The organism is Anaerobacillus sp. CMMVII (genome assembly GCF_025377685.1).
Taxonomy (GTDB): Bacteria; Bacillota; Bacilli; order Bacillales; family Anaerobacillaceae; genus Anaerobacillus.
On the sequence record NZ_JACEHK010000012.1, the window covers coordinates 1 to 13,770 of the forward strand.

Below are 13,770 nucleotides of genomic sequence, written 5' to 3' on the forward strand. Positions count from 1 at the left end.
CCTTTCATTCCCCTTTTTTTTACATAATTTTTTTGAAAATAATGTTACATTTCTAATTAATTCTATGACTCAGTTTCTTTTTCTTGTCTTGCTGTCCATTTTGATAGAAGAATTCGTCTAATTACCTGCAATATTATTGAACAAACGAACTCCAAAAGCAAAGATTGCAGCTAAGTATAAGTCTACACCAAGATGAACACCTAGAAAAGCTAAACTTGCAGCTAAAAGGATATTTGAGAAAAAACCGGTAACAAAGACATTTTCTTCAAACGTATTTTGTAAATGGGCCCTTATTCCTCCAAATAGCGTATCCAGAGCTGCGAGTACTGCTATCGACAAGTAGCTTGTATATGCATCTGGTATTCTAAACTCCGTCCAAAACCCAGGAGAAGACCTATAAGTAGCCCAATAACTGGCAACCACATGTTATGACTTCCTCCTTTACTGGCTGTAAATAACGGATTCTGAACGATTGATCGTATCCAGGTACCGTCGTGAAATTAATTGGTGTAGAAGTTAAACTTAAATTTTCAATGGCAAAATACTCTACAGATTGGGAGACAATCATCTCATGATGAAGCTTTTCTGCATCATTTGCTAGTACTTTTACCTTTAAAGGTAAATTTGGAATCCTTCTAGCGTTAACATGCGTTACACCATTTACATCTCGAATTGCTGATGTAGAAATAAACCTTTGGTTTCCGATTGCGATTTCTTTTGCATTGTATATATTCAACTCGTTAATTAAGATCCTTAATAAATGAGGTGGAACCTGTTGGGGTACGTAACCGAAGTCAGTATACATTGGTTTAATTTCAATGATAATCCCTTCCCCACTAACTGGGGTCAACCCGGCTCGTTCCTTTAAGCCATTTAATGCATCGATCATTACATCTTCTAAGTTTTCTTTTTCCTGTAGCTGACTTAGTAATAAAAACTGTTTTTTCTATCTCTTGATTCAACTCTTGCTGTCTTTCTTTCTCAATCCTGAGATCTTGCTGTAGCTGTAATATATCTCGGGTATCTCGGATTACAGGTTCCTTTGTTGTCTTAAATTGAATCGCGACCATAAAACCAATGATTGTTGTTACAATTGCAAAAATGATCATCCTATCCTTCATTGGTTTCACCCTCTCTCTGATAAATAAGGATCCATGATAATCAAGTCCTTCTTTTCAATTTTCACTTCAATTTGATCAGAGAGTAATTGATCCCGTACACCACCAGGTAAATGCAAGGAGTCATGTAGCTTATCAGGATCTCCTATAGCAGTTATAACAAAAGGTGCAAAAGAAGTATTACCGTCAATCCGTATAACAGGACCAACACACTGTATATACGATCTGTTTGAGATTCTTTGACCATTTACAGCAATTGCTTCAGCTTGAGTTACCAATAACTCATGAATAACTGTTTGAATATGAAACTCATGAACAATATAAAAATTAGGATTTTCTCCTTCCGGTACGTAATGGGCATCCGTTAACGTAACCTCAATACCTGGTCCCTTCACACCCACACTACCTGTTGCCATACGAAGTTTATCAAGATCTTCTACTAGATTAAAATAAGTACGTTCTTGGAAGGCTATTTCTTCCTCAATCGCAGTAATTTCTGCTTGGATAGCTCGTAATTCTTCAGATAAATTCCGGTTTACAGATTGTTCAAACAAAACCTGGTTTCGTAATTCATCTTCTTTTTTCCATTGTCTCTCGGTAATGACTTGACTATTCGGTGTTTCATTAGCAAATTGATACGATAGCGCAAGAATAAAACCCGTTATAATTAAGATAACAGAGAGAACGACATGATTACCCTTCACTTTCAATTTCTTGTTCCTCCTCATTATCAAATTGTTCGAAATAAGGATTCATTTTCATATGGATAATCCCTTTAATATTTGGATCTAATTCCTTAATAATTGCGGGATAAGAAGCAATTTTTTGAGAAAAATGTCGCACAGTCGAACTAACCTTAAAGCCATCATTCATGTAGAGAGTAATTCTTAAAGGATCTTCTGGTACAGGTGTGAAATAAATTTCTGAAATTCGATGAATTAAACTCTCAGGTAAATTACTTAATTCTGCCGCCATTTCTGCTAATTCCTCATCTATACTCCATCCAATTAATAAAGGCGCGTCTGTAGGAAAGCGCTTGACAGCCTTTTCCTCCTCAAGTATCATACCCGACTCCAAGATTGGATGGTTTTTCCCATCTACAACTAAGTACGCTACTCTTGCATATTCATTCACTTTAATTTGCAGAGTATTCGGAAATATGCGCTCAATCATGACATCGTTGATTTCGTGCAACTCTCTTAATTTCCCCTCTATCAATTCCTTATTAACTCCCCAAAAGCTTGTCCTTTCGTTAAGCCCACTAACAGTAATAATTGTCTCATCAGATACATAACGATTGCCATCAATTCGTATATTCTTAACATCACTTAATGATGATTGGAAATAGATAACTGTAAGTAATAATACGAAAAAGAATGAAAGATAGAATATTAGCCGTCTATTTGAGCGTTGTTTTCGTTGAATTCTAAGCTTTGGAATTCGATCTTCAAGGGTTATCACCTTTTTTTGATCCATAACAGCCTTCCTCCATTGTAAGCTATGTTAACTTATTATAAATGAGACTGAAGTCCTTATACTCCTGTCACTCGTCGTAAAACTTTAGGTTTATCCTTCCAATGATGAAAATCAGATTTTTCAGTAGTACACTTCATGTTACATAGCAACAATATAATATTATCTTAGCTTCTATCTGTTTTGTAAACAAGTAATTACTTTGAAATACTTCAAAACGGCATACATTAATATGCCGTTTTGCTAAAAGTAATTATATTACAATTAAATGTACCATAAATTATAAGTTTTTACACACTTCAATTTCCAACTAATTCTACTTCAGTTTCCATCTCAACTTGAAATTTTCGATATACTTCTTTTTTAATATGATCTATTAGATTTAATACATCACTTGCTTTTGCACCGCCAACGTTCACAATAAAATTGGCGTGCATTGTTGAAACCTGAGCTCCACCGACTGTGTATCCTTTTAATCCTGCATCTTCAATTAGCTTTCCAGCATGATGAGGGAGAGGATTACGGAAAACACTCCCACAGCATGGATAGTCCCAAGGTTGAGTAGTTTTCCGATATTGCTTATTCTTTTGAATTTCAGCAATTATTTCTTCTCTGTTTCCTTTCTGCAAAAGGAAAATGGCTTCTAAACAAATACCGTGATCTCTTTGTAGTCTAGAAGTTCGATAGGAAAACTCCATCTCTGTGTTACTATACCATTTCACAGTACCATCAGGATAAAGAACTCTAGCCTTTTGTAATATGTTTGAAATATCCGATTTATGTGCACCAGCATTCATGAAAACAGCACCACCAACCGAACCGGGAATGCCTCCTGCAAACTCTAAGCCGGATAATCCCTGCTTACTTAATAGGGTAGCAAGTTTAATTAAAGAGAAACCTGCCCCCACCCTAACTTCTTCTCCATTTATTTCTAAATGGTCGATAGCATCGCTAATCTTAATAACTACCCCTTTAATCCCTTCGTCTGAAATCAAAAGGTTTGATCCCCGACCAATTATAAAAACGGGTACTTTACTTTCATTTGCGAGCTGAAGGGTAGTAATTAAACCCTCAATATCTTTAGGAATAACTAAAACCTCGGCTGGGCCGCCAATTTTCCATGTTGTATGGTTAGCCAAAAGCTCATTTTCCTTTAATAGGCCGACATTAGCTTCTTCTAGCCTTTTAAGAAGTCGCTCCATATTTATCCTCCATTCTTTTAAAAAACTATTTGAACATTGATTTGTTGTGTTTTTGTTGTTGGCTTAGCCACCTAAATTGAATAGGTCAAGCTAATAAAAATGTTAGCACGTAATTGATTTTTACACTTCTCAACTTGCAAGAAGTAGCACTATTACGAAAAGAGCCTCTATTAAGTAAGTTGCTTCATTAATTCATACATGTTTTTTCCTGCTTCTGGCATACCTTGTTTTAAAGCAGCTTTATGCATTTGTTGCCAATTCGCTTCATTAAGTAATATATTGTCGATTTCCTTTAACAAAATGTCTCCTGACATTTCTTTTTCTAATTTAAGAACCGCAGCACCATGATCACTTAAAGCTCTAGCATTTTTCTCTTGGTGATTATTCGTTACATACGGACTCGGAATTAATATACTTGGCAAGCCGATGGCAGTTATCTCGGCTAAAGTTGTAGCCCCTGCACGTGCGACAATTAAATCAACATTTTTAAGGACTTCTGGCATATTATGAATGAATGGTTCAATTCTCATATTAGCTGGGTTGCCTTGCTCCTCTACTTTTGCCATAACATTGTCATAATGCACTTCTCCAGTAACATATAAAAATTGATAGTCTCTAGTTGCTGCTTCCTTTAAAACATTTAAGAAAGCCTCATTAATTGGTCTAGCACCTCTACTACCACCAACTATTAAGACTGTTTTTTTATGTCTATTTAACCCCATCTCAGTTAAACGATCTTTTTCAGCCACGATTGCTGCTTCAGTTGCCCTAGGGTTACCAGTATATACAACTTTCTCTTTTGGGAAAAAGGATTGTGATTCCTTAAACGAAATAGCTACTTTATCGACGTATTTGCTTAAAAATTTATTTGTTAAACCGGGGACACTATTTTGTTCATGAACAATCGTTGCAATCTTTAATTTTGCTGCTGCATAAACAACAGGCCCACAAACATAACCTCCAGTTCCAATAACAATGTCTGGTTTAAACTCCTTGATTAATTGCTTTGAGCGGGAAACACCTTGAAAAAACCGGATGATTGTCTTTACATTATCAAGTGACAATTTCCGTTTAAATCCGGTAATATTAATAGTCTTAAAGGGAATTTTTTCCCTTTTTACTAACGTGCTTTCTAGCCCCTTTTCTGTTCCTATATATAAAAACTCCGCATTTGGTTCTGTTTTCTTAATTTCTTTAATAAGAGCTAATGCAGGATAAATATGTCCACCTGTCCCGCCACCACTAACAATAACTTTCATTTATACACGCACCTCCATTTGAAAAGAAAATCTTTTCATCTCTCCATTATATCTTAAATTACTAGTAAATATCACATTTAAATAGAAAAAAGCCCTACTATTTAGGGCGAAAGTAAAATCTAACATGTACGATGTAGGATGTAAAATGTAAAGTGCTAAAAGTTAAGCTTCGGAGCTAACTCTCTAAAAATTCTACATTCTTAATTCTACATTACACTCAATATCTTGCATATCTACTAACATTCAGCAATACTCCAACTGCAACAAGCATTAAGGTTAGTGATGACCCACCATAGCTTAAAAATGGTAAGGTGATGCCTGTAACTGGCATGAGACCAATAACAACACCAATATTAATCATCACTTGAATAGCGATCATACCGATAATACCAATAGCGAGCAAGCTTCCAAATAGATCTTGGGCACCAAGGGCCACACGGATCCCCCGCCAAAGTAAAATACTAAACAATAGAATAACAAACGTACCTCCAATAAAGCCGAGCTCCTCAGAAAGAATGGCAAAGATAAAGTCTGTTTGCGGTTCAGGAAGGTAAAAAAACTTTTGACGACTTTCCCCTAAACCTAGCCCCATTAAACCTCCAGGACCTATAGCATACAATGACTGGATAATTTGAAATCCACTTCCTAATGGATCTGACCATGGATCTAAAAACGAAGTAATCCGTTTTATACGATACGGTGCTGAGATGATTAATGCAGCAAGTCCACCTAAACCTAGCAACCCTAAACCAACAAAGTGGCTCGTCTTTGCTCCTGATACATAGATCATGACAATACAGGTGCCTACCATAACAGCACCAGTTCCTAAATCTGGTTGAAGCATAATTAACCCGAAAGCCAACATGACTAACGAAAGCGAGGGGAGTAAACCTTGCTTAAATTTGGTGATTTTCTTTGATTTTCAGATAGATATTTTGCAAGAAAAGCAATCATTGCAAATTTCATAAATTCCGAAGGTTGAATAGAAAAAGCACCAACCCCTAACCAACTTCGGGCCCCACCTCTCACTAATCCTACACCGGGGATAAGAACAATAATAAGTAAAATAAAGCAAATGATTACAATCAATTTTGCATGTTTACGCCAAACCCAATAATCAACATTCATAATTGTAAACATAGCTATAACCCCTAGTCCTGCAAAGAACAACTGTCGTTTCGCAAAGAAGAATGAATCATCAAACTTATATGTTGCCCAAACAGCACTAGCACTATAAACCATAATCATACCTACAGTTAGCAAAGCTAGAGTTGTAATAATTAAAACAAAGTCTGGTGTAGATTTCGTTTTAGGCAATATGGAACACCTCATTCATTTTGAATTTGGGCAAGCCCCTATTACCTATATCTATGCCTCGGGTAGGAAAACATGTCCTTTATTTTGCTAATTTATAAACTGCTTCAATAAAGGTCTCTCCTCTTTCTTCAAATGTTTTAAATTGGTCCCAACTAGCACACGCGGGTGAAAGTAATATGACGTCGCCACTCTCAGAATACTGATAAGCCAAATTCACTGCTTCGGTAACATTATTAACGATTTTGATAAATGTCAACCCTGCTTTCACGGCTGCTCGTTCAAGCTTCGGTGCAGTTTCACCATATAGAACGATTCCTTTTAACTTTTTTAAGTCAGGAATTAATTCATCAAATTCATTTCCACGATCTAAACCACCTGCAAGAAGAATTACAGGTTGCGTGAAAGCTGTAATAGCAACCTTTGTTGCTAACATATTTGTTGCTTTAGAATCATTATAGAATTTCCGATCATTAATCTCTGTTACAAATTGGGTTCGATGTTTTACACCTGCAAAGGTGGAAAGCACTTCAACAATTTGTGAAGTAGTAGCGCCAGCTAACTTGGCAGCACAAATAGCAGCTAAAATATTTTCTAAATTATGAGCACCAGGAAGAACAACTTTTTCTAATGAAATGATTTCTTCGTTTTGGAAATAAATACAATTATTTTCAATATAAGCTCCATTCTCGACTTTTTTCTTAACAGAGAAGAGAACTTTTGTACCTAATGCTTTTTCAGATAGCATCATAACTTCTAGATCATCTTCATTTACGACACAGAAATCTACTGAAGTTAGGTTTTCAAAGATTTTTGCTTTAGCTAATCCATAATCGTTTCTCGTTCCATGATAGTCTAGGTGAGCATCAAATAAATTTAAGAAAACGGCAATTTTCGGGTGAAACTCTCTAGTGCCCATTAGCTGAAAACTTGAAACTTCTGTAACAAGAATATTCTCAGCCGTTGCATTTTCTGCAACTTCACAAGAAACTGTACCAATATTTCCTGCGAGTAAAGGAACTCTTTTGCTTTCCTTTAGCATTTCGTAAATAAGAGTTGTTGTGGTTGTTTTACCATTTGAACCAGTTATTGCGATCATTTCAGCTTCTGATATGATTGAAGCTATTTCAATTTCTGTCACGACAGAAATTCCTTTTTCCAACGCTTTTTGAATTAAAGGGTTAGAATAAGGAATTCCTGGGTTTTTTACAACTAAATCAAATTTTCTATCCATAATTTCTAAAGGGTGTCCGCCACAGATCACCTCAATACCAAGTTCTTGAAGTTCAAGAGCCTGTGGGTTTTCTGCTAATGGCTTGTAATCATTGACAATTACTTCAGCTCCAAGCTTATGTAAAAGCTTACCAGCAGCTAAACCACTTTTAGCTAGGCCAACAACCAGAATTACTTTACCGTTAAAATACGTAGTATTCTTCATCTCTACATCCACACCTCTAAGTAAATTCCTAGTACTGCAAATACTAGCCCAACTAGCCAAAAAGTAACGACTACACGCCATTCAGACCATCCAGACAATTCATAATGGTGATGCAGGGGGCTCATTTTAAATACACGTTTCCCTGTAGTCTTAAAGGAAATTACTTGAATGATAACAGAAAGGGTTTCAATTACAAAAACGCCACCAATAATCACCAGTAAAATTTCCATTTTTGTTAAAATAGCTACTGCAGCAATCGCTCCACCTAAAGCGAGAGAACCAGTATCTCCCATAAATACTTTTGCGGGGTGAGCATTAAAAACTAAAAATCCTAGCACGCCACCAACCACCGCCGCGCAAAACATAGCAATATCCATTTGTTCTGCACTAAAGGCAATAATTGCAAATGCTCCAAAAGCGATAGCCGCTGTTCCGGCAAGCAAACCATCTAAGCCGTCTGTTAAGTTGACGGCATTAGAAGCACCGACAAGCATGACAACGATTAATACTAAATATAATACTCCAATATCGATACCTACATCTGTTCCAGGAATCGCTATTACGGTTGAAAAGTTTAACTGTTTAATCACGATATAAAAGATAGTAGCGATAATTAACTGACCAACTAATTTTTGTTTTGAAGTTAGACCTAGATTTCGTTTTAAGACTACCTTTATAAAATCATCTAAAAATCCTAAAAGACCAAAACCAACTGTTACCAATAGCAACAAATAAATCTCCGTTGAAAGACTGTCAAATTGTCCCACCATAATCAATGTCGTAATGACAATTGAAAACAAAATCATAACTCCACCCATTGTAGGCGTACCACTCTTTTTTTGGTGAGATTTAGGTCCTTCTTCCCTTATACTTTGACCAAATTTCAATCTCCTTAAAAAGGGAATAATTATCGGAGACAATATCACTGATATTAAAAATGAAACAACTAGTGTAATAACCATTAATTTCTCAGGCATAACCCAATCCCCCTTTCCTAGCTATATAGGTCTTTGGTGATCGTTTCTAACTTCATTCCTCGTGAAGCTTTAATAAGAACGATACTTCCATTATCCAATAAAGGTAATAAATTTTCTTTTACATCTTCTTTTGTTTTATACGAGCTTACTACTATTTTATCGTTGTTATGCTCTAATAATGCCTCCGCAATCCATTTTCCTAGTTCACCTACTGTGAAAAGATGAGTAATTGGTGAAGAAATTACATTTGCTACTGAGCGATGAAGCTCTCGCTCATCTTCCCCTAACTCATACATATCACCAAGCACTAGAATTCTTTTCTTAAAACCATGTAGTTGTTTTATGGTTTCAATTGCCGCTTTCATCGATGTAGGACTAGAATTATATGCGTCATTAATAATTGTAGAGTTATTAATTCCTTGTTTTTTCTCCATTCTCATTCCAGTTAGGACACAATTTTCTAAACCTATTTGAATCCTATGCTCGTTTATACCTAAATATTTACCTACAGCTATTGCATATGTTGAATTTTTAATATTATGCTTCCCTAGTAAATTAAGGGTATATTGTTCCTGATTATTAATGGAAAAATTAGTCACATCGGCTGATTGGTCTACATTTGTAATCTGAAAGTCATTAGCACTGCCATAACCACATGTTAATACGGATAAATGGTCTTTGTTGGTTAACAAAGGTTCATCACCATCGATAATCAAAACGCCTTTATCTTTTAGCCCATCAACAATTTCTAATTTCGCTTTGGCAATTCCCTCGCGACTACCCAATTGCTCGATATGTGATTCACCAATGTTCGTAATTATCGCCAAATCAGGCTTAGCTAGGTTACTTAAGTGAGATATCTCACCAAAGTTATTCATACCCATCTCAAGAATAGCAACCTCACAATCAGTTGGCATAGCCAAAATCGTCAAAGGCAACCCAATGTGATTATTGTAGTTTCCGGCTGTTTTATGAGTTTTAAAAGATGTAGATAAAACTGCATCAATTAGATCTTTCGTAGTTGTTTTTCCATTACTTCCTGTAACACCAATCACTTTAGGTGCGATTTTTTGCAAGTACTTCTTTGCCAGTTGCTCTAATGCCTTTAGGGTATCCTTCACATAAAATATTGGGAAGCTTTCATCCAACCCATCAGGTAGTTTTTTTCCGTCTTCCCACAAAGCAGCAATTGCACCCTTTTCAATCGCACCCTGTAAAAAAGAATGTCCGTCAAAACGCTCACCTATAATAGGTATAAATAAACCATTTTCCACTGCGTTTCGGCTATCAATAAAAACTTCATCAATTCTCATATCCTCGTCCACAGTACCATGACAATTTAGTGCAATTTCTTTGACTAAGTGGATATTAAAGCTCACCTTTCAACATCTCCTTTATCGCCTCACGAGCTACAATTCGATCATCAAAAAAGCTCGTTTCTTTCCCGATGATTTGGTATGTCTCATGCCCTTTGCCTGCTATCACAATTACATCATGTTCTTTCGCCTGTTTTATAGCAAATTGAATAGCCTGTTTACGATCAACAAGCGACGTGTGATCACTTGCATCTGTTAACCCACACTCCATATCGGCAATGATTTGCTCTGGATTTTCGCTTCGTGGGTTATCTGAAGTTAATATCACAAAATCACTAAGTTCGCTTGCAATCTTTGCCATTAGTGGTCGTTTTGTTTTGTCACGATCACCACCACATCCGACGACAACATGAATTTCTCCTTTTGCAAATTCACGTACAGTGTTCAAAACATTCTCTAAACTATCTGGGGTATGAGCATAATCGACGATTACCGTAAAACTTTGTCCAGCATCAACAGGTTCAAAACGACCTGAGACTCCTTCCACTTCTTCTAATGAGTCAATTATTGCTGATAAGGGGACATTTTCAACTAGACCAACTGTCATTGCCGCTAGAGCATTATAGACACTAAACTTGCCAATCATTTTTAATTGCACAGACGTTCGTTCACCAAAAGCAATCACCTCAAATGATGTTCCTTGCGCAGTAATTTGGATGTTCGTTGCTTTAACGTCGCATTCACGATCAATTCCATATGTAACAACTTGTGCCGAAGTCATTTTTTCGTATTCAAGAGAAGCTGGATCATCTCCATTTAAAACAGCTATTTTCAGTTTTTGATTTGAATAGGTATTTCCTAATTGAGCAAATAATAATCCTTTGGCATTTCGATAGGCTTCCATGGTTTCATGGTAATCAAGATGGTCTTGTGTGAGATTTGTAAAAACGGCAATATTAAAATCACAGCCCCTGACCCTCCCTAGGTGAAGCGCATGACTTGATACCTCCATAATGGCCGTGTCAACTCTTCTGTCAACCATCTCAGCAAAAATTTGTTGTAACGATAATGATTCCGGAGTGGTGTTTTTTGTATCAAACGTTTCATCAGCAATCTTCATATACATCGTGCCAATTAATCCAGTTTTTTTGTTCGTATCATTCAATATCTTTTCGATTAGATGGGTAGTTGTCGTTTTCCCGTTCGTCCCTGTCACACCAATTAGACTTAACTTTGTTGTCGGATGATCATAAAAGAAATTAGCGACTATAGCCATTGCCCGCTTTGTATCTTTAACTAATACAACCGGAATATCTACATTTAATGGTTTTTGCGAGATAATAGCAACCGCTCCATTCTCAACAGCTTGCACCGCGTAATCGTGTCCATCTACTGTATATCCTTCAACACAAATAAATAGACTTCCGTCTTTCACCTGCCGGGAGTCCATTTCAATTGACGTAATAGTAGGATTCGTAGAGCCAGTTTTTTTATATTCATATAAACTGCTAATAAGTTCATCTAGTTTTTTCATAATACTTACCTCACAATCGTTTGCTTACTTACTATCGTAACTTATAAAAGTAGATTTTAAACTCTACTTTTACTATTAAATGTTGAATTTTTAATTTTGGTTTCAACTTTAAAACAAAATTGAAAATTCAACATTTAAATTCACTAACATAGGGACGCTTAGTCCCTATGTTAGCTTTCAAAAACACATAGATTCATTTTAATCTTCACTTACCGTTTTGTCACCTAGTAATATTCGGATTGTGGAATATTGATTTACTTTTAGACCCGGATCTGGGGATTGTGCTAATACTATGTCTCCTTCACCACTAATATCTAATTTCAATTCATAATAGGATTCATTTATTTCTCGTCTCGTTCTTCCTACTAAATCTGGTACAACGACTAAAGGTTGATCAGACCAAATTCGTTCTTTCTCTATCTGATCTTTTCGCTTTTCTATTCCCATGGCCCTTAAGCTATCACCAATGATTTTCCCAACAATAGGCGCCGCCACAACACCACCAAATTGAACTGTCCCTTTTGGATTATCGATTGCAACGTACACGACAATTTGAGGATCATCTGCAGGGGCAAAACCAATAAATGATACAATATGATTATTTTCTAAATAGCGACCACCTTGCGCTTTTTGGGCAGTACCCGTTTTCCCACCTACACGATAACCTTCGACAAATGCACCTTTTCCGGTACCTTTGGCCACAACATTTTCAAGAGCATAACGAACTAAAGCACTCGTTTCATCTGAGATGACTCTTCGCTTAGTAACTGGTTGAGTGAAATCTAGTGTTTCTCCTGTCATTGGATCTATCCATTCCTTAGCTATAAACGGAGTGTACAAATACCCTCCATTAATCGCTGCCGAAACAGCAGTAACTTGTTGGAGCGGAGTTACTGCCACACCTTGACCAAAAGCTGTAGTTGCTTGTTCAAGCGGGCCGACACGGTCACGATTAAATAATATCCCTTTACCTTCACCTTGTAAATCAATACCTGTCTTTTCTCCAAACCCAAACTTTTCGATATAATCAAACAAACGATCTTTACCTAAACGCTCACCCAACACAACAAAACCTGGGTTACATGAATTTTGAACAACTTCTAAAAACGTTTGATGTCCATGTCCGCCTTTTTTCCAACAGCGAAGACGATGTCCTGAGACCTCAATAAAACCTGGATCATTAAATGTATCCTTTTCAAGATCTACCTCGCCTTCTTCAAGTGCCGCCGCAAGGGTAATAATTTTAAACGTCGACCCTGGCTCGTATTGCATCCAAACCGGTTTGTTTTGATTATAAATTTCAGGTGGAACGTTTCGGAAATTTTCTGGATCATAGTCTGGTCTGCTAGACATACCTAATATCTCACCTGTATTAGGGTTCATCGCAATGGCAATTGCACCGTCTGGCTTATAAATAGCTTCTGCAATATCAAGTTCCCGTTCAATGATGGTTTGTACCTTTGTATCAATGGTTAATTTCAGATCCAAACCGTCGACTGGTTGTGTGTATTCATCTGCTAAATTTGGCATCCTGCGTCCTTTGGCGTCAGAAAAAAAGGACACATAGCCTTTTTGGCCACTTAACTTCTCATCATAATAAAGTTCAATACCTGTTAAACCCTGATTATCAATACCCGCGAAACCTAGAACGTGAGATAAATAATTCCCAAAAGGATAGTGGCGCTTATTATCTTCAGCAATGTAGACACCCGGGATACCAAGGGCACGAACTTCATTTGCTAGCTGATTGCTAATTTTTCTACCTTCTGGGTTGATACGGACGATTGATTCCTTTTTGGTAAGTAACCCGTAAACTTTCGTATGATCCATCCTTAAAACATCTGCTAACTTTTGCGAGTCCTCTGCAGGATTTTTAATTTGCCTTGGTACGATTAATACTGATGGTGCACTAACATTCGTTGCTAACGGAATTCCATTGCGATCTAGAATTTCACCTCTATTTGCCTCAAATGGAATATTACGACTCCATAAATCCTCAGCTCGATCCGTCAAATCATTTCCCAGTGCAAATTGGACATATCCCAGTCTTAACACAATTACAAAAAAGAATAATAAACCGAAAGATAACACGAAAACTAAACGTCTTCGTACAGTAACATTTGAAACACGCACAACTAT

11 protein-coding genes and 2 pseudogenes are annotated in these 13,770 nt (G+C 36.7%); all 13 read right to left on the reverse strand.

What is annotated here, in order from left to right; translation table 11 throughout:
• Window positions 1-62 precede the first annotated feature (62 nt).
• Window positions 63-425: pseudogene (locus H1D32_RS16040) on the reverse strand (small basic family protein).
• On the reverse strand, window positions 395-889 hold the full coding sequence (locus H1D32_RS16045; protein ID WP_261179297.1) for a DUF881 domain-containing protein: 495 nt from the start codon (window positions 887-889) through the stop codon (window positions 395-397). Before H1D32_RS16045 ends, H1D32_RS16040 begins: the two are co-directional and overlap by 31 nt.
• Window positions 837-1,121, reverse strand: a complete 285-nt coding sequence (locus tag H1D32_RS16050) for a hypothetical protein (RefSeq protein ID WP_261179298.1) — start codon at window positions 1,119-1,121, stop codon at window positions 837-839. The genes H1D32_RS16045 and H1D32_RS16050 overlap by 53 nt, the downstream gene beginning before the upstream one ends.
• 5 nt (window positions 1,122-1,126) lie before the next feature.
• A complete protein-coding gene (locus tag H1D32_RS16055; protein ID WP_314733434.1) occupies window positions 1,127-1,822 on the reverse strand; it encodes a DUF881 domain-containing protein in 696 nt (231 codons plus the stop codon).
• A complete protein-coding gene (locus tag H1D32_RS16060; protein ID WP_261179300.1) occupies window positions 1,812-2,594 on the reverse strand; it encodes a cell division protein FtsQ/DivIB in 783 nt (260 codons plus the stop codon). Before H1D32_RS16060 ends, H1D32_RS16055 begins: the two co-directional genes overlap by 11 nt.
• 296 nt (window positions 2,595-2,890) lie before the next feature.
• Entirely contained in the window at window positions 2,891-3,793 is a 903-nt protein-coding gene (murB, locus tag H1D32_RS16065) for a UDP-N-acetylmuramate dehydrogenase (protein WP_261179301.1), read from the reverse strand.
• Between the two features lie 170 nt (window positions 3,794-3,963).
• Window positions 3,964-5,052, reverse strand: a complete 1,089-nt coding sequence (gene murG, locus H1D32_RS16070; RefSeq protein ID WP_261179302.1) for an undecaprenyldiphospho-muramoylpentapeptide beta-N-acetylglucosaminyltransferase — start codon at window positions 5,050-5,052, stop codon at window positions 3,964-3,966.
• A 217-nt stretch (window positions 5,053-5,269) separates the two neighbouring features.
• Window positions 5,270-6,384, reverse strand: a pseudogene (spoVE, locus tag H1D32_RS16075) (stage V sporulation protein E).
• Between the two features lie 64 nt (window positions 6,385-6,448).
• Complete coding sequence (gene murD / locus H1D32_RS16080; protein WP_261179303.1) at window positions 6,449-7,804, reverse strand: UDP-N-acetylmuramoyl-L-alanine--D-glutamate ligase; 1,356 nt, start codon at window positions 7,802-7,804, stop codon at window positions 6,449-6,451.
• 2 nt (window positions 7,805-7,806) lie between these two features.
• On the reverse strand, window positions 7,807-8,781 hold the full coding sequence (gene mraY, locus H1D32_RS16085; RefSeq protein ID WP_261179304.1) for a phospho-N-acetylmuramoyl-pentapeptide-transferase: 975 nt from the start codon (window positions 8,779-8,781) through the stop codon (window positions 7,807-7,809).
• Between the two features lie 17 nt (window positions 8,782-8,798).
• Entirely contained in the window at window positions 8,799-10,160 is a 1,362-nt protein-coding gene (locus H1D32_RS16090) for a UDP-N-acetylmuramoyl-tripeptide--D-alanyl-D-alanine ligase (RefSeq protein ID WP_261179305.1), read from the reverse strand.
• The gene (locus tag H1D32_RS16095) at window positions 10,150-11,631 is read right to left on the reverse strand and encodes a UDP-N-acetylmuramoyl-L-alanyl-D-glutamate--2,6-diaminopimelate ligase (RefSeq protein ID WP_261179306.1); all 1,482 of its coding nucleotides are present in this window, start codon (window positions 11,629-11,631) and stop codon (window positions 10,150-10,152) included. The genes H1D32_RS16090 and H1D32_RS16095 overlap by 11 nt, the downstream gene beginning before the upstream one ends.
• Window positions 11,632-11,829: 198 nt before the next feature.
• Window positions 11,830-13,764, reverse strand: coding sequence for a stage V sporulation protein D (locus H1D32_RS16100; RefSeq protein WP_261179307.1), 1,935 nt, complete (start codon window positions 13,762-13,764; stop codon window positions 11,830-11,832).
• Between the last annotated feature and the right edge of the window lie 6 nt (window positions 13,765-13,770).

Coding starts and splice junctions, on each gene's coding strand:
- H1D32_RS16045 (WP_261179297.1), bottom strand. CDS start 889: ATGATCGATGCATTAAATGGCTTAAAGGAACGAGCCGGGTTGACCCCA.
- H1D32_RS16050 (WP_261179298.1), bottom strand. CDS start 1,121: ATGAAGGATAGGATGATCATTTTTGCAATTGTAACAACAATCATTGGT.
- H1D32_RS16060 (WP_261179300.1), bottom strand. CDS start 2,594: ATGGATCAAAAAAAGGTGATAACCCTTGAAGATCGAATTCCAAAGCTT.
- murB (WP_261179301.1), bottom strand. CDS start 3,793: ATGGAGCGACTTCTTAAAAGGCTAGAAGAAGCTAATGTCGGCCTATTA.
- murG (WP_261179302.1), bottom strand. CDS start 5,052: ATGAAAGTTATTGTTAGTGGTGGCGGGACAGGTGGACATATTTATCCT.
- murD (WP_261179303.1), bottom strand. CDS start 7,804: ATGAAGAATACTACGTATTTTAACGGTAAAGTAATTCTGGTTGTTGGC.
- mraY (WP_261179304.1), bottom strand. CDS start 8,781: ATGCCTGAGAAATTAATGGTTATTACACTAGTTGTTTCATTTTTAATA.
- H1D32_RS16095 (WP_261179306.1), bottom strand. CDS start 11,631: ATGAAAAAACTAGATGAACTTATTAGCAGTTTATATGAATATAAAAAA.